This window comes from Deinococcus hopiensis KR-140, assembly GCF_900176165.1.
Classification (GTDB): domain Bacteria; phylum Deinococcota; class Deinococci; order Deinococcales; family Deinococcaceae; genus Deinococcus; species Deinococcus hopiensis.
On the sequence record NZ_FWWU01000001.1, the window covers coordinates 1 to 19,335 of the forward strand.

A 19,335-nucleotide genomic window follows, 5' to 3' on the forward strand; every position below is an offset into this window, starting at 1 on the left:
CAACTTCACCGACCTTCGCCGAAGGTCGGGGAGCCACTCTGCCGCCCGAAGAGGAGACTATGCCTGAACCACACCCAAGCCACGACATCACCTTCGAGCGCATCGGTAAAACGTTTGGGACAGTCACCGTCCTGCAGGACGTCAGCTTCACCATCCCCGCGGGAACGGTGCACGCCCTCCTCGGTGAAAACGGCGCCGGCAAGAGCACCCTCATGAAGATCCTCAGCGGGTACCATACCCCCACAACCGGGGAAATTCGCCTGGGCAACCAGCCGGTGCACTTCCAGAGCAGCCGCGACGCCGAACACGTCGGCATCGTCTTGATCCACCAGGAATTCAACCTCGCCGAAGACCTCACGGTGGCGCAGAACATCTACCTGGGCCGTGAACCGGGTGGAAGGCTCATCGACGACAACAGCATGGTTCGGGGCGCACAAGAAGCGCTGAACCGTCTCGGCGTGGCCCTCGATCCCCGCACCCGCGTCCGTGACCTCACCGTTCCTCAGAAGCAACTGGTCGAGATCGCCAAAGCGCTCTCGCGCAACGCCCGCGTCCTGATCATGGACGAACCGACCGCCACCCTCACCACCCGCGAAACGGAAATTCTGTTCAACCTCATTCGCAACCTGCGCGACGAGGGCGTCACCATCCTCTACATCAGCCACAAACTCGACGAAGTCAAAGCCCTCGCGGATCACGTCACCGTACTCCGAGACGGACGGTACATCCTCAGCCAGGACGCCTCCACCCTCACCCCGCACGAAATGGCAAACCTCATGGTTGGTCGGGAACTGGAAGACATGTTCCCACCCAAAAATGTCCACCAGCAGGCAGAACTGCTCAGCGTGGAACGTCTCAGCGTTCCCGGCTGGATTGATGACCTCACCTTCACCCTGCATGCCGGGGAAGTGCTCGGCTTCGCCGGGCTGGTCGGCGCAGGCCGCACCGAAGCGTTCGAGGGGCTGCTGGGCTTACGGCCACACACCGTGGGGCAGGTGCGCATCAACAACCGGCTCACCCGCCTCGGCAGTCCGAGGCGCGGCGTCAAGGCGGGCCTCGTCTACCTCAGCGAAGACCGCAAAGGCAAAGGCGTGCACGTCGATTTCGACCTGAGGCCCAACCTGACCCTGATGACGCTCAAGAAGTACGCCAAACCGCTGCTGGACGCCAAATCCGAGCACGCGGCCATCCAGCGCGCCGCACAGGAATACAACATCCGCACCGGGCGGCTCGACGTGCCTGCCAGCGCCCTTTCCGGCGGGAACCAGCAGAAACTCGCGCTGGGAAAAATCCTGGAACTCGACCCGAACATCGTCATCCTGGACGAACCCACCCGCGGCGTCGACGTTGGCGCGAAGCGCGAAATCTACCACCTGATCCACCGCCTCGCCGAGCAGGGCAAGGGCGTCATCGTGATCAGCAGTGAAATGCAGGAACTGCTGGGCGTCTGCCACCGCCTGATCGTGCTTCACAACCGCACCATCAGCGGCGAACTTGTCGGCGATCACATGACCGAGCGGGAAGTCATTCAGTACGCCACCGGCCTGAAAAACCAGACGCAAAGGAGCACTGCGCATGTCTACGCCTAATACCCCCACCTCGTCCTTGCCCTCCCGAGCGTCATCCGGAAAGGGCCTCCTCACCCGTATCGGCACGCTCGGACCGCTGCTTGGACTGCTCGCCCTGATGCTGGTCGCCACCGGCCTGAATTCTGACTTCCTCACCGTAAGTAACCTCTCGAACGTCCTGACCCGCGCGGCCTTCATCGGCATCATCGCCGTCGGCATGACCTTCGTCATTATCTCCGGCGGCATCGACCTGTCCGTCGGTTCCCTGGCCGCTTTGATCGCCGGTTCCATGATTCTGACGATGAACGCCATCCTCTCCACCTTCGGAACAGGCTGGATGACCATTTTCCTCGGCATGCTCGCCGCCCTGATCCTCGGCAGCCTCGCTGGGCTCCTGCACGGACTGGCCATCACCAAAGGGCGCATCGAGCCGTTCATCGTCACGCTCGGTACGCTGGGGATCTACCGCGCGTTCCTCACGTACCTCTCGCAGGGCGGTTCCATCTCCCTCGACGCGACCGTGAGCGAACGCTACGGAAACGTGTACTACGGCGCGGTGCTCGGCATCCCGATTCCCATCCTGGTGTTTGCCGCGGTGGCGCTCGTCGGCGGGCTGATCCTCAACCGCACCCGCTACGGCCGGTACGTCCAGGCCATCGGCAGCAACGAGCAGGTCGCCCGGTACTCCGCCGTGAACGTCAGCGCCGTCAAGATCGGCACCTACGTCCTGCTCGGCATCTGCGTGGCCATCGCCACCATCCTGTACGTTCCCCGCCTCGGCAGCGCTTCCCCCTCCACAGGCCTGCTGTGGGAACTGGAGGCCATCGCCGCGGTCATCATCGGCGGCACAGCCCTCAAAGGCGGCACCGGCCGCATCTGGGGGACTGTCGTCGGCGCGATCCTCCTGGTCACGATCAGCAACGTCTTGAACCTCACCAACATCATCAGCGAGTACCTCAACGCTGCCGTGCAAGGCCTCGTGATCATCCTCGTCGCTTTCTTCCAACGTGGAAGTCGCAAGTAGATCCGCGTCCCTCAGGAGGTTGACGTCCCACCGCCACGCTCCGTCCGCTGCACCCATCCCGCCGCCCATCACCTTTCCAACCGGAGGAACCGCATGAATACCATTGCCCGCTTTGCCATCCTGACCGCCCTGATCGCCAGCAGCTCCAGCCTCGCTCAGAACAACAAGGTCATCGTTGGGGTCTCTATTCCCGCTGCCGATCACGGCTGGACCGCCGGTGTGGTGTACCACGCCAACGAAGCGAAAAAAGCGCTCGAGCAGCAATACCCCGGTGTGCAAATCATCGTGAAGACCGCCAAAGACGCCAACGAACAGGCCAACCAGATTCAGGACCTCCTGACCGTCAACAAAATCAACACGCTGGTGATTCTTCCCCAGGAGAGCGCTCCCCTAACGCGTCCCGTCGCAGCCCTGAAAGCCAAAGGCGTCTTCGTGACGGTGGTGGACCGCGGACTCACCGATCCGAAAGCGCAGGACGCCTACGTCGCTGGGGACAACCCCGGTTTCGGCCGCATTTCAGCTGCGTACCTGAACAGCCGTCTGGGCACCAAAGGTGGAAACGTGGTGGTGCTCCGCGGCATTCCCACGGTGATCGACAACCAACGCAACGACGCCTTCAGGGAGGTAATCGGCAAGAACCCCAACATCAAAATCCTGGATGCCAAGTACGCCAACTGGAATGCCGACGACGCCTTCAAAGTCATGCAGGACTACCTGACGCGCTTCCCGAAAATCGACGCCGTCTGGGCATCGGATGACGACATGGCCATGGGCGCCCTCAAGGCCATCCAGCAGGCCCGGCGCACCGACATCAAGATCCTGCTCGGCGGCGCGGGGAAGAAAGAAGTGATCAAGGGCATTCTCGACGGCAACACCCTCATGCCCGCCAACGTCACCTACCCCTCCAGCATGATTGCCGACGCTATGAAGCTCACCATCGCCAGCCGGGTGACCGGTAAGGCCATGAAGCCCAGCACCATCATTCCATCCGTTCTGGTCGTAAAGAACAACGCCAGCAAGTTCTACTTCCCCAACTCGCCCTTCTGAGCCTCACCCCGCAGGAGGCCCGTGTTGATGCGGGCCTCCTGCACTTCTCTACCGCAACGACCTGAACGCCGCCGCACCCGGCCTTGCCACAGCGCGCCCTCTATTCAGAGCAGCTGATGATCTCGGAGGAAATATGACTGCACCCGTCACTTTGTTTACTGGACAGTGGGCGGACCTGCCGCTCGCGCAACTCGCGCCCCTGGCCAGGGAAATGGGCTACGACGGCCTGGAACTGGCGTGCTGGGGCGATCACTTCAATGTTCGCGACGCGCTGCGCGACCCTGGCTACATCCAGCGCATCAAAGACCTGCTGGCCTCCCACGGGCTGCGCTGCTACGCCATCAGCAACCACCTGGTCGGTCAGGCGGTGTGCGACCCCATCGATGAACGCCACAAAGCCATCCTCCCCGAGCACGTCTGGGGTGACGGTGACCCCGAAGGGGTACGCCAGCGCGCCGCCCAAGAGATCATGGACACCGCCCGCGCCGCACAGAAGCTCGGGGTCAGCGTGGTCAACGGCTTCACCGGTTCCTCCATCTGGCACTCCATCTACGCCTTCCCCCCGACCAGTCAGGCCTTCTGGGACGCAGGTTTCAAGGACTTCAGCCGCCGGTGGCTGTCCATCCTGGAGGTCTTCGACCAATGCGGCGTGAACTTCGCGCTGGAAGTCCATCCCACCGAGATCGCGTTTGACATTGCCAGCAGCACGCGTGCGCTGGAAGCGCTGGGACACCACCCACGCTTCGGCTTTAATTACGACGCGTCCCACCTGGCCTACCAGCATGTGGACTACATCGAGTTTATCCGTCAGTTCGCAGACCGCATCTTCCACGTGCACCTCAAAGACGTCTGGTGGGGTCACGGCAACGGGCACGTCGGCGTGTTTGGCGGCCATACCAGCTTCGGCGACTCCAGGCGGTACTGGGATTTCCGTTCCCTCGGACGTGGAGACCTCAAGTTCGAGGACATCATCGTGGCGTTGAAAGACGTCCGTTACGCGGGTCCCCTCAGTGTGGAGTGGGAAGACAGCCGCATGGACCGGGTTCACGGTGGAACCGAAAGCGCCGCTTTCGTGCGCAAGCTCAATTTCCCCACCTCTCAAGTCGCCTTCGACCGGGCCTTTGACCGCACGGTTCAGAACGGGGAAGCGGAGGCTCCCCCCGTCCTGCCGAGGGAAGAGGTGTGAGCACGAGGAGCATCCAGCAGGACTTCACGGTGCGGCACCAGTACCCTGTGCACTTCACGCGCGGCGTGTTCGACCTGGAAAACCCGCTGCTGTCGCTGGAACTGCGGGGCCCTGAACAACCTGGCAAAGTGCTGTTCGTCCTCGACGAGGGCGTGGAGCGCGCTTTCCCAAGCGTTGTTCAGGACATCGAGAGGTACTTCGGGGCGCATGGTATTCCCGTGGTGCAGCTGTTGATCCTGCCGGGGGGGGAGCAGGTCAAAAACGATCCTTCGTTTCTGGTGAACCTCTACGAAGCCCTGGACGTCCATCACATCGACCGGCACGACCATGTGGTCGTGCTTGGCGGCGGCGCACTCACCGATCTGGTGGGCTTCGCCGCCTCCACCAGCCACCGGGGAATTCGGCTGATTCGTCTGCCCAGCACGGTGCTCGGCCAGAACGACGCTGCGGTAGGCGTGAAAACCAGCGTGAACCTCTTCGGTAAGAAAAACTGGCTGGGAACGTTCACGCCGCCCAAAGCGGTCATCAACGACCTGCTTTTCCTGGAAGGGCTCTCCCAGCGGGACTGGCTGTGCGGCCTTGCGGAAGCCGTCAAGGTGGCCCTGATTAAAGACCGGGCGTTTTTCGAATGGCTGGAACGGCACGCTGCGCAGCTCAACCAGCGTGACCTGGACGCCATGGAGTACGCCGTGTTCCGCTGCGCTGAGCTTCACCTCGAGCACATCGGGCGATCCGGAGATCCGTTCGAGCGCGGCTCCAGCCGTCCACTGGATTACGGCCACTGGGCCGCACACAAACTGGAGAGCATCAGCGCTCACCGCATTCGCCATGGGGAAGCCGTCGCGTTCGGAGTGGCCCTCGACGCCATGTACGCCCACCTGACGGGCATGCTGTCAGCCAGGCAGTTGGAGCGCATTCTGCATCTGTTCCGGGCGTTGCGTCTGCCGTACCTGTACCGCGAGTGCGCCGCACGGGACGCCCAGGGCGGGTGGGCCCTCCTGGAAGGTCTGCAAGAATTCAGGGAGCATCTGGGTGGACGCCTTACCATCAGCCTGATTCCAACCATAGGCGAGCAGGTCGACGTGCATCATGTGGACGCCGCCATCCTCGAGCAGGCCTACACGAACCTCGTCGAAACGGAGGTGCTTTATGCTCACCCGTGATGGAAAAACGGTCCTGCCCCAGAGGGGCTTGCTGGAGAAGTACTACATGGAAACCCGCAACCACCTGCTTGAGCTGGCGGCTTTCCTGGACCGGCTGGACCGCGCTGCCCTGCAGGATGCCCAGGACGATGAGCGCCTGCTGGCACTGCGCCGCGGCCTGAAGGTCCTCACGCGCGAAGAGGGCGGCCGGGTCAAAGACATTCAAATGACCCTCAGCGACCAGGACTTCCGAATCCTGGAGATACGGGACCGGCAGAACGCGGTGGGGGCTCCCCTGGTGGGCGAGGGATGAAGTACATCGATCTACACGCGCATATGGTGTCGCGCACGACCGAGGACTACGAGAAGATGACGCTCAGTGGATGCGTGGCCGTCACTGAACCCGCCTTCTGGTCTGGACGTGACCGCACTGGTCCAGAAGCCTTCCGGGACTACTTCGATCACCTCACCACCTTTGAACCGGAGCGTGCAAAGCAGTACCACATCCGGCATTACTGCTGGCTGTGCCTGAACCCGAAAGAAGGCGAGGACCGCACGCTCGCGCGCGAAGTTCTCGCGTTCATCCCCGACTTCCTCAATCGTCCCACCGTGCTGGGCATCGGAGAAATCGGGCTGAACCGAGTGACCCGCAATGAACTGGCGACGTTTCTGGACCACGTGGAGCTCGCCCTGGAACACCACCAGATGATTCACATTCACACTCCCCATCTGGAGGACAAGCACAAGGGCACCCGCGTCATTGTGGATACGCTGGCCAGGGAGAGCCGCATCGACCCTTCGCGCGTGATGATCGATCACGCCGAGGAACACACCATCGAGATGATTCTGGACGCTGGATTCTGGACGGGGCTGACCCTTTACCCGCGTACCAAAGCCAGCCCAGGGCGGGCCATCGACATGCTGGAGATGCACGGCCTGGACCGGATCTGCGTGGCCTCTGCGTGTGACTGGGCCCCAAGTGACGCCCTGGCCGTGCCGCACTTCATACAGGAGATGCGCCGCCGGGGCCACCAGGAAGAAGACATCGCGCGCGTGGTGATGGGCAACCCCACGGACTTCCTCTCCCAGAACCCCAAATTTGAGGCCGGGCATGCGGTTCGGTGACCTGCATCTCACGTACTGCATGAACGTCCACCCCACGGGAAATTTCGAGGATCTCCTGCACACCCTCCGCGAGGTGGTCTTGCCGCTCAAGGAGGACTTCAGCCCCGACCTTCCATTCGGTCTGGGCCTATGGATCCCCGGGGCTGAAGCCGCTGAGGTTCTGCGGCGCATCGGGGAGCTTCAGGAGTTTCTGCGCCGGCACGGCCTGTACGTGTTCACCATGAATGGATTTCCGTATGGGACGTTCCACGGCACACGGGTGAAAGAACAGGTTCACCATCCGGACTGGCGGACACGCGACCGAGTGGAGTACACCCTCCGCCTCGCGCAAATTCTCGCCACGTTGCTGCCGGACGGTGTGCAGGGCAGCATCTCCACCAGCCCGCTGTCGTACCGGACCTGGGTAGATGGGCACGACGCTGCCGTGTGGACGAACCTGCTGGAGCACCTGCTGGAAGTCGTGGTGGAGTTGCACAGGCTCCGCACTGAGCAGGGAAAAACGGTGGTGTTGTGCCTGGAGCCTGAACCGGATGGCCTGCTCGGCACCACGGCTGAACTCCTGGATTTCGCCGAAGACCATCTGCTTTCCTCCGGGGTGCAGCGGCTCTCGACCCTGCTGAACGTCGCGGAAGGGGAAGCGAGGACCGTGCTGCTGCGGCACCTGGGAGGCTGCCTGGACACCTGCCATCTGGCCGTCGGTTACGAGAAGCCGTTGCAGGTCTTGCAGCGCTACCGCGACATTGGATTCCAGGTCGGGAAGATTCAGCTGAGCTCCGCTCTGAAAGTCACCTTGCCGCAGGACCGTTCGCCGCTACGGGAGGCGCTGCAGTCCCTGGACGATCCCACGTACCTACATCAGGTGGTGGCGTTGAGGCAAAGCGGAGACGTGCAGGGCTATCAGGATCTCCCCAGCGCCCTTCAGCACCTGGACGACCCAGCGGCGGTGGAGTGGCGGGTGCACTTCCACGTTCCCCTTTTCGTGGAGCACTTTGGGAAGCTGACGTCCACACAGCAGGAACTGAGGGAAGTGCTGAACACCCTGCCCCTGTGGCAATGCAATCACCTGGAAGTGGAGACCTACACCTGGCAGGTGTTGCCCGAAGGGATGCGGCTCCCCTTGCGGGAGAGCCTTCTCCGGGAACTGAGGTGGGTGCAGCGTGTCCTCACTTGACTTGCGCCGCGTTTCCAAAGGGCGCAGTTACCTTGAACTCGCTCGGGTGTCGAATCTCCCCACTGTGCTGAGCAACGCTGTTGGAGCGGGCGCCCTGGCCGTCACCCTGGACGCAGCGGTCGTGGCCATTGTGGCGACTGCCATGGGTCTTTTTTACACCGCGGGTATGTTCCTGAACGACTACTGTGATCGGCACAGGGACCGTTTGGAACGGCCAGAACGGCCTATCCCCAGGGGGGACGTGTCGCCCGCAGAAGCGTTGGGCTGGGCCGCCGTCATGTTCACCGTGGGCCTGGGCCTGCTGGCCCTCACCGGCACGTTCTGGTGGGGCGCGGTCCTCGTGGCCCTCATCGTGCTGTACGACGTGTGGCACAAAACCAACCCCCTGAGTCCCCTGCTGATGGCCGGCACCCGCGTCTGCATCTATCTGATTACCGGTGCAGCGTTGCAGGTGGCTTTCCCAGACGTGGCCCTGTGGGGAGGGCTGCTGGGATGCTACGTCGTCGGCCTCACGCAACTCGCCAAGCTGGAATCCAGAGGTGCGCTGACCTGGTGGCCCCTGGCACTGCTGTATGTCCCCGCTGTGACGGCGATTGTCCAGCACCCGGGCCTCTGGACGGGGATCGCCGCCGTACTGTTTACCTTCTGGGTGACGGTGAATGTCCGGACGTCCCTGAAAGGCAAGCGGCACCTTGGGCAAGTCGTTGGAAATCTCATCGCCGGCATGTGCCTGCTCGACGCCATGGTCGCGGCGCAGGCAGGTCGCCCGGAGATCTTCCTGCTCTGCCTGGTCCTCTTTCCGCTGACCTGTTTCTGGCAGCGGTACATCCGGGGAACTTGAATGAAGCGCACCGTGGTGTTGAACGTTGTGGGCCTCACTTCAGATTTGATCGGGGAGCACACCCCGCACCTCCTGAAGTGGATGCAGGGCCGCCACCTCACAGTCCTGCGCCCCGTGTTTCCCGCCGTGACCTGCTCCGTACAGGCCACGTATCTGACGGGCAGAACGCCGGCGGAACACGGCATCGTGGGGAATGGGTGGTTCGACCGTCAGGACGGTGAGATCAAATTCTGGAAGCAGAGCAACCGGCTTGTCACAGGTGAAAAACTCTGGGACGTCCTCCGCTCCGTGCATCCTGAGGCGACGGTGGCGAATGTGTGCTGGTGGTACAACATGCACACCGATGTGAACTACGCGGTGACGCCCCGCCCGATGTACAAGGCTGACGGCCGCAAAATTCCCGATATGGCGACCAAGCCCGCCACCCTGCGGGACGAGTTGAGAAAAGAGTTGGGTGAGTTTCCCCTGTTTCAGTACTGGGGGCCGACGGCGAGCCTGAAGTCCAGCGCCTGGATCGTCCGGTGCGCGATGCACCTGGAACGGCACCACCGGCCAGATCTCAGCCTGGTGTATGTGCCTCATCTGGATTATCCCCTGCAAAAGCTGGGCGCTCAGTTTCCGGCCATAGCGCAGGACGTGCGGGCGGTGGACAGCCTGTTGGGCGAACTGCTGGCGTTCTACGAGGAGCGCGGGGTGGAGACGGTGGTGCTCTCCGAGTACGGCATTGTCGACGTGCACCGGCCTGTGCATTTGAACCGCGTGCTCCGGCAGGCTGGGCTCGTCACCGTGCGGGATGAAGGAGGTCAGGAGCACCTCGACACCTGGAATAGCCAGGCTTTCGCTGTGTGTGACCACCAGGTGGCCCACGTGTACCTTCAGGACATCAGCTACCTCCAACACGTTCAGTCCCTGCTGGAAGCTGTGCCTGGCGTGCAGCACGTCTTGACTCCAGAGCAGCAGCGGGTGTGGGGTGTGGATCACGAACGTGCTGGAGACCTGGTCGTGGTGGCCGAACAGGACAGCTGGTTCACCTACTATTACTGGTTGGACGACGGCAAAGCGCCGGATTTTGCCCGAACGGTGGACATCCACCGGAAACCCGGCTATGACCCCGCCGAGCTGTTCTTCGCACCAGGAGGGAAAACGCGTGCTGGTCTCCGACTGCTGCAGCGAAAGTTGGGCTTTCGTGCTCTTCTGGACGTGGTTGGGCTTGACGCCACGGTGGTGAAGGGATCTCACGGAGTGGCATCGGAAGATCGGCAGCCCGTGTATATCTCCAGCATTCAACGTGCTTCGTCTGGAGACGCCACCGACGTTTTCCATTGGCTTTTGAATACTGTGCTTGAAGACCGCGCTCCAGAATTACAGGTAAACCACCGGTAGCGGGCAGCTGGCCCACTGCCGAGCAATCTGGCAGGCATGGTGAGCGGCTGAGAAGGTCCCCAGGCAGCGCGTGGGAACGCTGGAGGAAGTGGCGGGGCCGGTCTTGTTCCTCGCTCCGAAAGGCGCGTAGTACAGGCAGGCCAACAACGTCGGTGGCCTGATCCACCCCTGAACGGGCCTGACCCAGCCCGACTGTAGAGCGCCCACTCGCCGAACCCAGCGGATTGCCCGCTGTTGCCACGCAGAACGAAGGAGTCCTCCTGTATGACGCAAACTGACGTAGAACCAAACACGGCTCTTGTTGAAGCCAACGCCCTGCGCATCCTCGCGATGGACGCGGTGGAAGCCGCCAACTCCGGCCATCCCGGCATGCCGATGGGCATGGCGGACATCGCTGAAGCCCTCTGGCGACACCACCTGCGGCACAACCCCCGTAACCCGGACTGGCCGGACCGCGACCGCTTCGTTCTCTCCAACGGGCACGGCAGCATGCTCCTGTACGCCCTGCTGCACCTCAGTGGTTACGATCTGCCGCTGGAGGAGCTCCAGAATTTCCGCCAATGGCACTCCCGCACACCCGGACATCCAGAACGTGGATACACACCCGGTGTAGAAACCACCACCGGACCGCTCGGCCAGGGCCTGGCCAACGCGGTGGGAATGGCGCTGGCCGAGCGCCTCCTCGCCAATGAATTCAACGTTGGTGAGCATGAGGTGGTGAACCACCACACCTACGTGTTTCTGGGCGACGGGTGCCTGATGGAAGGCCTCTCGCACGAAGCGTGCTCCCTGGCCGGCACCTGGGGCTTACACAAACTCATCTGCTTTTACGACGACAACGGCATCTCCATCGACGGGCACGTAGAACCGTGGTTCTCCCATGATGTCCCCGGCGTGTTCCGTGCGTACGGCTGGAACGTGATCGAAACGGTGGACGGGCACAATCAGCAGGCCATTCTGGCGGCGATCGAGGCGGCCAAGGGCCAGGCGGAGAAACCCACGTTGATCTGCTGCCAGACCGTGATCGGTCAGGGCGCCCCCAACAAGTCCGGAACGCACGATGTGCACGGCGCGCCCTTGGGCAAGGCGGAGGTTCAGGCTGTACGCGAAGCGCTTGGATGGCCTCACGCGCCGTTTGTGATTCCCAGCCATGTTCGTGCTGCCTGGAACGCTCAGCCACAGGGCGAAGCCCTCGAGCGGGAGTGGCAGGCCCGCTTCGACCGGTTCGCGTCTGCACACCCGGAGAGGGCGCAGGAGTTCCGGCGCCGCCTGGCGGGAGGAGTCCCTGACGGCTGGGATGAGGTGGAGCGGGCGCTCTTCGCGCAGGCCCTCGAAGTGCAGGAAAGCGTGGCCACCCGGAAAGCGTCGCAACTGTGCCTGGAGCAACTGGTGCCCGCGCTGCCGGAACTCATCGGTGGCAGCGCGGACCTTTCCCCTTCCAACCTCACCCGCGTTCGCGCTTCAGTGCCGGTCATGCCGCATGGTGACGCCCTCTCCGGCAATTACGTGCAGTACGGCGTGCGCGAGTTCGGCATGATGGCGATCATGAACGGCCTGGCCACGCACGGCGGGTTTTTGCCGTACGGCGGAACATTTCTGATCTTCTCGGATTACGCCCGTAATGCGATCCGCATGGCGGCGCTGATGCGTCTCAAGGTCCTGTACGTGCTGACCCACGACTCCATCGGTGTGGGTGAGGACGGACCCACCCATCAACCCGTCGAGCACGCCGCTGCACTGCGGTTGATTCCGAACCTGAATGTCTGGCGGCCCGCGGACCAGTTCGAGACGGCCACCGCCTGGACGCAAGCGGTGCGGGCGAACGGGCCAAGTGCGTTGCTGCTTTCCAGGCAGAACCTGCCACAGCTTCAGCGGGATACCGCAGCCTCACTTGAGGCCCACCGGGGTGGATACGTTCTTCAGGAGGCCTCAGGCGCGCAGCCGCAGTTGGTGCTGATTGCCACGGGATCCGAGGTACACCTGGCGGTGCAGGGAGCCGCGCAACTGGAAGCGGAGGGCGTGCCCACGCGCGTGGTGTCCATGCCGTCCACCACCGTCTTTGATCTCCAGGACGAGGCGTACCGCTCCGGGGTCCTGCCGCGTGGGGTTCCCAGGGTCGCGGTCGAAGCGGCGCATGTGGACGGCTGGTGGAAGTACGTGGGCCTTGATGGAGAGGTCGTTGGCCTGAGCACCTTCGGGGAGTCTGCCCCCGCGCCACGGCTCTATCGGGAATTTGGCGTGACGGTAGAGCATATTGTTCGTGCAGGACAGCGTGTGACTGCACGCGCTGAAAGGGGAGAAGCGTATGCCCAGTAAATTGGAACAACTCCGTGAGTTCTCGGTCGTGGTGGCGGATACCGGAGACCTGACAGCCATTTCGCAGTTTCGGCCCCGCGACTGTACGACCAATCCCTCCTTGATTCTCAAGGCCGCGCAACAACCGGAATCGGCGGGGCTGGTGAGGGAGGTCATCGATCAGGCCCGCCGTGCGGGCGATGGCGTGGACGTGCTACTCGACCGCCTGGCAGTGCGCTTTGGAGTGGAGTTGACGAAGCTTGTGCCGGGGGACGTTTCCACCGAGGTGGACGCGCTGCTCTCCTTTGACCGGGACGCCATGATCGCCAAGGCGCGCGCCCTGCTGGCACTGTACGAAGCGCAGGGCGTGGGGCGCGACCGGGTCCTGATTAAACTGGCGGCCACGTGGGAGGGCATCCGGGCGGCTGAAGTCCTGGAGCGGGAGGGCATCCGCTGCAACCTCACGCTGGTGTTCAGCCTGGAGCAGGCCATTGCCTGCGCGCAAGCGGGCGCTTTCCTGATCTCCCCGTTCGTCGGGCGCATCACCGACTGGCATAAAAAAGCTGAGGGGCGCGAGTCCTACGAGGTGGACGTGGACCCCGGGGTGCAGAGCGTGCGGCGCATCTACGAGCACCTCAAGGCACACGGGTACTCGACGGTGGTGATGGGCGCGTCGTTCAGGAGTGCCGCGCAAGTGGAGGCCCTGGCCGGATGTGATCGCCTCACCGTCAGTCCAGCGCTGCTCGGTGAGTTGGACCGAAACCAGGCGCCCCTGGTCCGCCGACTCACGCCTCCAGCCCAAACTTCAGATCAGGCCGAAGGGCGCCTGACCGAAAGCGCCTTCCGCTGGGCACTGCTGGAGAACCAGATGGCGGGAGAGAAATTGACAGAAGGGATTCGACTCTTCCACCAGGACTACCTCAAGTTGAAAGCCGATATGGAAGTCAAACTGGCGTTGAAAGAGGAAGAGCTCCCAACCTGAACGTCAAGCTCCGAGGATGAACGGGCGGGCCAGCCGTTCAGGGAGTGGGTCAAAGGCGAGCCGCCCCAGCGGGCGGCTTGCGCATCAGCGGGCACTCCAGCAGGCATGGCAGGTGGGCTTCAGGTCAGCGACATCTCAGTTCCGCTCTCCCGGAGTTGGTACATGTCCTGACGAGGCGTGTTGCTGAAAAACCGCGAGTACTCACGGGTAAACTGCGAGGTGCTGGCATACCCCACGTGGCGGCTTACCGTCCCGACGTCCATGCCTGTGGAGTACATCAGCCTCCGGGCCTCCTGAAGGCGCAGGCTCTTCTGGAATTGCAACGGGCTCAGGCCGGTCACGGCCTTGAAGCGGGCATGGAAGGTCGACAGGCCCATATGGCTTAACTGAGCCAGAGCCTCGATGTTCAGTGGATCACCGTAGTGCTGCTGAATCCATTCGATGGCCCGTTCAATGCGTTGGGTATTCGATTCCATGTGGCCCATCTGCGCGACCATCGGGCCCACCGGGCCAAGCAGGAGGCGCATCAACAGCTCGTCCGTGATCAAAGGCCCAATCCACTTGGCTTCGCGTTCGTCTTCGATGGTTTCCAACAGGCGGATAACCGCGTTCATGATGGCTGGATCCGTCTGAGTCACCTGTACAGCGCGACCTTCCAGAAGGCAGGGTAGCCCGTGGGGGTAGATTTTCAAGGCCAGTTGGGCGATGCGCTCAGGGTTAAGTTCCAGTTTGAATGTCAGGAATGGCTCGTCCGTGCTGGCTTTCGTCACCTGGAAGGCGACGGGCAGGTGAATGGCGTACACCATCATGTGCTGCGAATCGTACTCGTAATGCTCTGAGCCGATGTGCACGGCCTTGCGTCCCTGTGCAACAATGCAAAGCGAAGGCCTTTGTATGCTGTGTGCGCAGGCCCTATGCGTACGTTCTGTCTGAGCGACGAACACCCCAGGAACACGCAGAGGAAATTCACCTTCGTACGGGGTATGGCGCTGGATCAGTTCAGCGAGTCGGGCCGACGCGGTGGACGGTTTACTGTGCAGGCTCATTGGTGGTCTCGCAGGAGCATGGGCGTATCCTTTCTACTTCCATGAAAAGGTGACCATGACGTTCCCGGCACCCAACACCTTCGCCAGGCCCTGAGGGTCGTCGATTCGCCCGAGCTTCGTGTAACTGTACGAGGTCGGGAAGGTCTCGTAAAACAATACGACGGTCTTCGGGCCGTAGAGCAGAAGGTCGCCGTTGCGGACCGTACCGGGAGTGGCCGCCTTGACGGGCAGCACTCTGGGCGGTTGGGCGGGGAGACCTTGGAGTTGGGCGCAACGGTGAGCGTGGCTGGGGTCGTGGGTTCCTCGGGCGGCCGCGTCAGGCGAGATTCTCTTTGAAGAAGGCTTCGAGCCGGTCGAAGGGGATCTTGCCGATGTCGTCGTACAAGTCGATATGACGTGCGCCGGGCACGACCACCAGTTCGCTGTCGTCGGGCAGCTGGGTGTGAACCTTGTCGCTGAACCATTTTGAGTGGGCCATCTCCCCCGTGATCAGCAGTACTCTGCGGGGCGCGAGGTCCTGCAGGTTCTTCAACTGACCGAAGTTGATGTGGGCGGGAACGCTCGTGAGGGTGAATGCTCCGGTGGAGCGTGGGTGCCAGCCCCGGTTGTTGCTTTTGACGTAGTACTCGAAGAACTCGTGCGTGATGGGATCAAGGCCGCTTGCAGGCATCTCCAAGGGAAACTGAGGCTGCAGCTGTGCCTCACCCGTATCCACGTCCTTCCAGCGCTGCTCGGCAGCGTTCTGCAAAGCGCTCTGCCGCTGCGCGGCTGTGCCCTCGTCGTTCCAGCCTTCTCGGTGCATGCCGCTGATGTCGTACATCGCGCTCGTGGCCACTGCCCTGATGCGCGGGTCGATGCTGGCCTGACTGAGTACAAACCCACCACTGCCGCAGATACCAATGGCCCCGATCTGTTCCCGGCTGACGTAGGGCAAGGTGCCCAGGTAATCCACGCCTGCGCTGAAATCCTCAGCGAAGATCTCCGGTGAGGTCACGCGCCGCGGCTCACCGCCCGACTCACCAGTGTATGAAGGGTCGAAGGCCAGCACCACAAAGCCACGACGGGCCAGTTCATTGGCGTATACGCCCGGCCCCTGTTCCTTGACGCCACCGTGAGGAGGGCCGATCACCAGAGCTGGGTATGTGCGGGTTTCGTCCAGGTTGATGGGTGTGTACAGATCCCCGGCGAGCTCAATCCCATACCGGTTCGTGTAGCCAACTGGCGTACAGCTGACCGTTTCGTTGAGGATGAAGGTGTATCCGTCTTCGTGTAGGGGCATGGATTCTCCTTGAGGTGCGGTTCCGGACCAGGGAAGAAAGGCCTGGACTGCCTGGTGGCGCTCGTATGTGGCCCGACAGCCTTCCGCAGAGTTCATAGGGGTCAGCACCAGGGTTTTGCCCGAGCCGCCCGGCCAGCCGTGACCGTGCCGTAGTTAGCTTGGTGGCCTTTGACGGTGTAAGCCGTGTCCCGGGCACTGGTATCAGGGTTCATGGCCTGCACGGTGACGTTCCCGGTCGTGGTGAAGATGATCTGACCGGAGTACGGTCTGGCCGTTGGCTCGGCCACAAAACTCCAGCCTGGTCATCCGCCACGTGCCTATGAGCGTTGCGGGGATACGCTCTGCCATGCTGGTCTGTGTGCTCTCCAGGGCGGTGGTTTGCGCGAGTGAGGGGAGGGGGTCAGCAGCAAAAGAGCCGGGGTCAGCAGTGCGAACTTGAATGTGGTCGTCATGTCGTTTCCTTCAAAGCGAGTTGGCTTGGGCAGGACGTCTCTGCGGCGCCTAGGAGCCCTGAACACGCAGCGTTGCCGTGTCCTACGTTAAAAAGTGTAGGAAGTGCGCTTTCAAACTACTTGCCTGAAAATCTGAGTTTTTAGCCCAATCCTCCAACCGCTAATGTGGAGTTCAGGGGAGAGTGGCCCAGCCGGGACACCTGCAGGGAATCACAAGGGCCAGGATCGTCGGGCTGAGCGGCTCTGTAAACCCGCGGGATCTGTCCGGCGGTCAGAGCAAAAGCTACCGGAAATCTTGCGCTTCACGTATACCACGCGTATGTCTCGCTCGGCTTGATTGTTGCCGAACGGTACGACGTTCTGGTTGAGGAAGCACAACACCTTGTCTCGGTGCTTCTGACATGGCAGGGCTAGATTGCGTCCAGGAAACTGCTTCACCCATCCCCGCTGCTTCAGAACCTGCTTCCTTGTGGGGTTGGAGATCAAGCCTGCTTCCAAGAGTGCATCAAAGCGCACCAAGAATGCAGTTTTCTCTACCTGAGTGAGGGTGCCCGCCTTGCGGTGATGGTAGACAAGGTGCAGTGCGGCGCGTAGTTCTTCCGCCCAGTTGTTCGTGGAGGTAACGCAACTCCCAAAGTAGGTGGGCCTTACACAGCCCGTGTGGGGCACAGAGACGGAAGTACGTGAGCCAGGCATCATGCCTCAACCCTCCGCTGTACCGAGGGAAGCCACCCCCACCCCCATCGCCTGGATGGCCGCCAACCTGCGGTGGGGGTCGTGCCCGTAGAAGGTGAGCTGTTTGCCGCGAGTGGCATGCACCCAGGCGCGCTTGCCGCTTACCTTGCCCGTTTCGTCCACATGCAGGACGGGTTCTTCGAGGAGCGCTTCTTTCAGTCCAGCCTCAAATCTGGCCAACCGCTCTGTGGCGAGATTGAGATGCAGCGCGAGGGTCCCTTCACTGGGACGCTGACTGCAGAGCGTTTCGAGCACGACTCGTCGCGCAGAAGGACGCGAAGTAAAGTTTTCTTGACATTTTCGAGGCTAAGCCCCACAATTTGTCAAGGAATGTTTACATTCCTTTCCTCCAGAAATGTTGCTTTTCGCCTTCCTGGTCGGCATCGCTGTCGCCACTGTGCCGCTCGCGTCCTTTGTTTCCAAGGGACCCGGCGAACTGGAACAAATCCTCCACCATCACGCCGGCCTGATCATCCTTGCTTCAGCCTCAGCTGTATTCGGCATCCCGTAAGGCGAACATTTATTGATACTGGGGTTGATTTGAGACGCGACCTCAAGGGACGTGTTCTGTGAGGGCGATATCCCGCAAAAGGAGGATGATGGGCGTCCCAAACCTGAGCCGGTACCAATAATCCCTGAGTTCAGTCAGTTCTGGACGCTCGGTCTCATCATCGTGCCCTGGAGCATTCAGTTGATGCTGACGGACCTTCACTACAAATAAAAGATGTTCTCAAAGGAGCAATCATGTTTGAAACACAACAACAGGTCATGGTGACTGGTGCATCCGGCTACCTGGCTTCCTGGGTCGTGGAAGACCTCCTGCGTCACGGCCACACCGTTCATGGCACTGTACGGCACCTCAAAGATAAAGGCAAGACCCAGCACCTAATTGACCTTGCCAAGAGGTATCCACAGCGTCTCAAGTTGTTTGAAGCAGATCTCGTCAAGGAAGGCAGCTTCGACGATGCCATGAAGGGCTGTTCAGTTGTGATTCACACGGCGTCTCCTTACTTTCTGGAAAAACCGAAGGACGTGGAACAGCAGCTGATCAAGCCTGCACTTCAAGGCACTCAGAATGTTCTTGCCTCAGTCAACCGGACCGAAACTGTTCAGCGTGTCGTCCTGACAAGTAGTATCGCCGCGTTGTATAACGACGCCTGTGACGTGAAAGGTCGGGTTGGCCATCTCGTGCAGGAAGATGATGTCAATCCGAACACTCACAGTCAGCACAACCCATACGCGTACTCGAAAACCATGGCGGAACGGGCAGCGTGGGAGGTGTGCCGGCAGCAAGGGCGATGGGATCTTGTATCTATCCACCCGGGAGCGATGTTCGGTCCTTCCATGTCCAAACGCTCAGACGCGACCAGCGTGACGATGATGACGCAGTTTTTGAGCGGCTCCTACAGCAAAGGCGTGCCCCGTCTGTGGCTCGGTTTCGTCGACGTTCGTGATGTGGCGAGTGCTCATGTGCGGGCCGCAACTCAACCGCGAGCGCGTGGCAGATACATCATTGTGGCACAAAGTCTCAGGCTCTTGGAGATCGCTCAACTAATGAAGGTGCGTGAGTTCGGGTTGGAGGACCGGTTGCCGCGAAGCGAAATGCCCAAAATCCTGATGTGGTTGGTGGGACCGCTGGTAGGCATGCAGCGAAATTATATTTCTCGAAATGTGAATCATCCAATTCAGTACGATGGTAAACGTGTTCAGGCAGAGCTGAGTTTGCGCTATAGGGAACTTGGAGAGACGGTGAACGATCATATTCGACAACTTGTGAACGATGGTCTCGTTTCTGCACGATAGGCTTCGGGTATTCGAGGTTGCATAAGGGGACGGTAACTACTCTGCATATCAGCCGCGGTCGTGCTGGGCAGTTATATCGCCTCTGTGGCAAACTTTTTCCCCAGGTAATCAAGGCGCATCTCAGCCTAAACAGCACCACATCCCATCAGAGCTGTTGGGAATTGCATTCAACGAAGCCATAGCGTTCATCGGCTTGCAATGCACTGAGTTGGAGGTCCTTAGCGTGCTGATAATGGGTATCTTAAGCCTTCGATAT

At 61.4% G+C, this 19,335-nt stretch carries 17 protein-coding genes and 1 pseudogene; 14 read left to right on the top strand and 4 right to left on the bottom strand.

The annotated features are described in order from the left end of the window. The first annotated feature begins 59 nt into the window (after positions 1–59). The 12 genes from B9A95_RS00005 to tal all read left to right on the top strand — a co-directional run bounded on the left by B9A95_RS00005 (position 60) and on the right by tal (position 13,764). Entirely contained in the window at positions 60–1,589 is a 1,530-nt protein-coding gene (locus tag B9A95_RS00005) for a sugar ABC transporter ATP-binding protein (RefSeq protein ID WP_084044925.1), read from the top strand. Then, the gene (locus B9A95_RS00010; RefSeq protein ID WP_084044926.1) at positions 1,576–2,592 is read left to right on the top strand and encodes an ABC transporter permease; all 1,017 of its coding nucleotides are present in this window, start codon (positions 1,576–1,578) and stop codon (positions 2,590–2,592) included. Before B9A95_RS00005 ends, B9A95_RS00010 begins: the two co-directional genes overlap by 14 nt. A 93-nt stretch (positions 2,593–2,685) precedes the next feature. Continuing rightward, positions 2,686–3,639 carry a substrate-binding domain-containing protein gene (locus B9A95_RS00015; protein WP_084044927.1) on the top strand — a complete coding sequence of 318 codons (954 nt, stop codon included), beginning with the start codon at positions 2,686–2,688 and terminating at the stop codon, positions 3,637–3,639. A 133-nt stretch (positions 3,640–3,772) separates the two neighbouring features. Continuing rightward, the gene (locus tag B9A95_RS00020; protein WP_084044928.1) at positions 3,773–4,825 is read left to right on the top strand and encodes a sugar phosphate isomerase/epimerase family protein; all 1,053 of its coding nucleotides are present in this window, start codon (positions 3,773–3,775) and stop codon (positions 4,823–4,825) included. Continuing rightward, positions 4,822–5,988 carry a 3-dehydroquinate synthase gene (locus tag B9A95_RS00025; protein ID WP_084044929.1) on the top strand — a complete coding sequence of 389 codons (1,167 nt, stop codon included), beginning with the start codon at positions 4,822–4,824 and terminating at the stop codon, positions 5,986–5,988. The genes B9A95_RS00020 and B9A95_RS00025 overlap by 4 nt, the downstream gene beginning before the upstream one ends. Continuing rightward, positions 5,975–6,280, top strand: coding sequence for a hypothetical protein (locus B9A95_RS00030; protein ID WP_084044930.1), 306 nt, complete (start codon positions 5,975–5,977; stop codon positions 6,278–6,280). The genes B9A95_RS00025 and B9A95_RS00030 overlap by 14 nt, the downstream gene beginning before the upstream one ends. Then, positions 6,277–7,092, top strand: coding sequence for a TatD family hydrolase (locus B9A95_RS00035; protein WP_084044931.1), 816 nt, complete (start codon positions 6,277–6,279; stop codon positions 7,090–7,092). Before B9A95_RS00030 ends, B9A95_RS00035 begins: the two co-directional genes overlap by 4 nt. Next, complete coding sequence (gene eboE / locus B9A95_RS00040) at positions 7,079–8,263, top strand: metabolite traffic protein EboE (protein WP_084044932.1); 1,185 nt, start codon at positions 7,079–7,081, stop codon at positions 8,261–8,263. Before B9A95_RS00035 ends, eboE begins: the two co-directional genes overlap by 14 nt. Next, on the top strand, positions 8,250–9,104 hold the full coding sequence (locus B9A95_RS00045; protein WP_084044933.1) for a UbiA family prenyltransferase: 855 nt from the start codon (positions 8,250–8,252) through the stop codon (positions 9,102–9,104). Before eboE ends, B9A95_RS00045 begins: the two co-directional genes overlap by 14 nt. Further along, the gene (locus B9A95_RS00050) at positions 9,105–10,487 is read left to right on the top strand and encodes an alkaline phosphatase family protein (protein WP_084044934.1); all 1,383 of its coding nucleotides are present in this window, start codon (positions 9,105–9,107) and stop codon (positions 10,485–10,487) included. A gap of 264 nt (positions 10,488–10,751) precedes the next feature. Then, positions 10,752–12,803, top strand: a complete 2,052-nt coding sequence (tkt, locus tag B9A95_RS00055) for a transketolase (protein ID WP_084044935.1) — start codon at positions 10,752–10,754, stop codon at positions 12,801–12,803. Next, entirely contained in the window at positions 12,793–13,764 is a 972-nt protein-coding gene (tal, locus tag B9A95_RS00060; RefSeq protein ID WP_084044936.1) for a transaldolase, read from the top strand. The genes tkt and tal overlap by 11 nt, the downstream gene beginning before the upstream one ends. A 119-nt stretch (positions 13,765–13,883) precedes the next feature. Here tal and B9A95_RS00065 read toward each other — a convergent pair whose 3' ends face one another. The 4 genes and pseudogenes from B9A95_RS00065 to B9A95_RS34900 all read right to left on the bottom strand — a co-directional run bounded on the left by B9A95_RS00065 (position 13,884) and on the right by B9A95_RS34900 (position 17,531). Then, positions 13,884–14,810 (bottom strand): AraC family transcriptional regulator, encoded by a 927-nt coding sequence (locus B9A95_RS00065; protein WP_084044937.1) that lies wholly within the window; start codon positions 14,808–14,810, stop codon positions 13,884–13,886. A 33-nt stretch (positions 14,811–14,843) separates the two neighbouring features. Continuing rightward, positions 14,844–15,044 (bottom strand): cyclophilin-like fold protein, encoded by a 201-nt coding sequence (locus B9A95_RS34370; protein ID WP_084044938.1) that lies wholly within the window; start codon positions 15,042–15,044, stop codon positions 14,844–14,846. A gap of 82 nt (positions 15,045–15,126) precedes the next feature. Continuing rightward, entirely contained in the window at positions 15,127–16,089 is a 963-nt protein-coding gene (locus tag B9A95_RS00075) for an alpha/beta hydrolase (RefSeq protein ID WP_084044939.1), read from the bottom strand. A gap of 662 nt (positions 16,090–16,751) precedes the next feature. After that, positions 16,752–17,531: pseudogene (locus B9A95_RS34900) on the bottom strand (IS66 family transposase). A 100-nt stretch (positions 17,532–17,631) separates the two neighbouring features. On the opposite strand from B9A95_RS34900, the gene B9A95_RS33035 reads away from it, so the two are divergent. Both B9A95_RS33035 and B9A95_RS00090 read left to right on the top strand, forming a co-directional pair. Beyond that, positions 17,632–17,787: a hypothetical protein gene (locus B9A95_RS33035; RefSeq protein WP_170928332.1), complete on the top strand. Its 156-nt coding sequence runs from the start codon at positions 17,632–17,634 to the stop codon at positions 17,785–17,787. Between the two features lie 233 nt (positions 17,788–18,020). Further along, a complete protein-coding gene (locus tag B9A95_RS00090; RefSeq protein ID WP_084044942.1) occupies positions 18,021–19,079 on the top strand; it encodes an NAD-dependent epimerase/dehydratase family protein in 1,059 nt (352 codons plus the stop codon). Positions 19,080–19,335 lie beyond the last annotated feature (256 nt).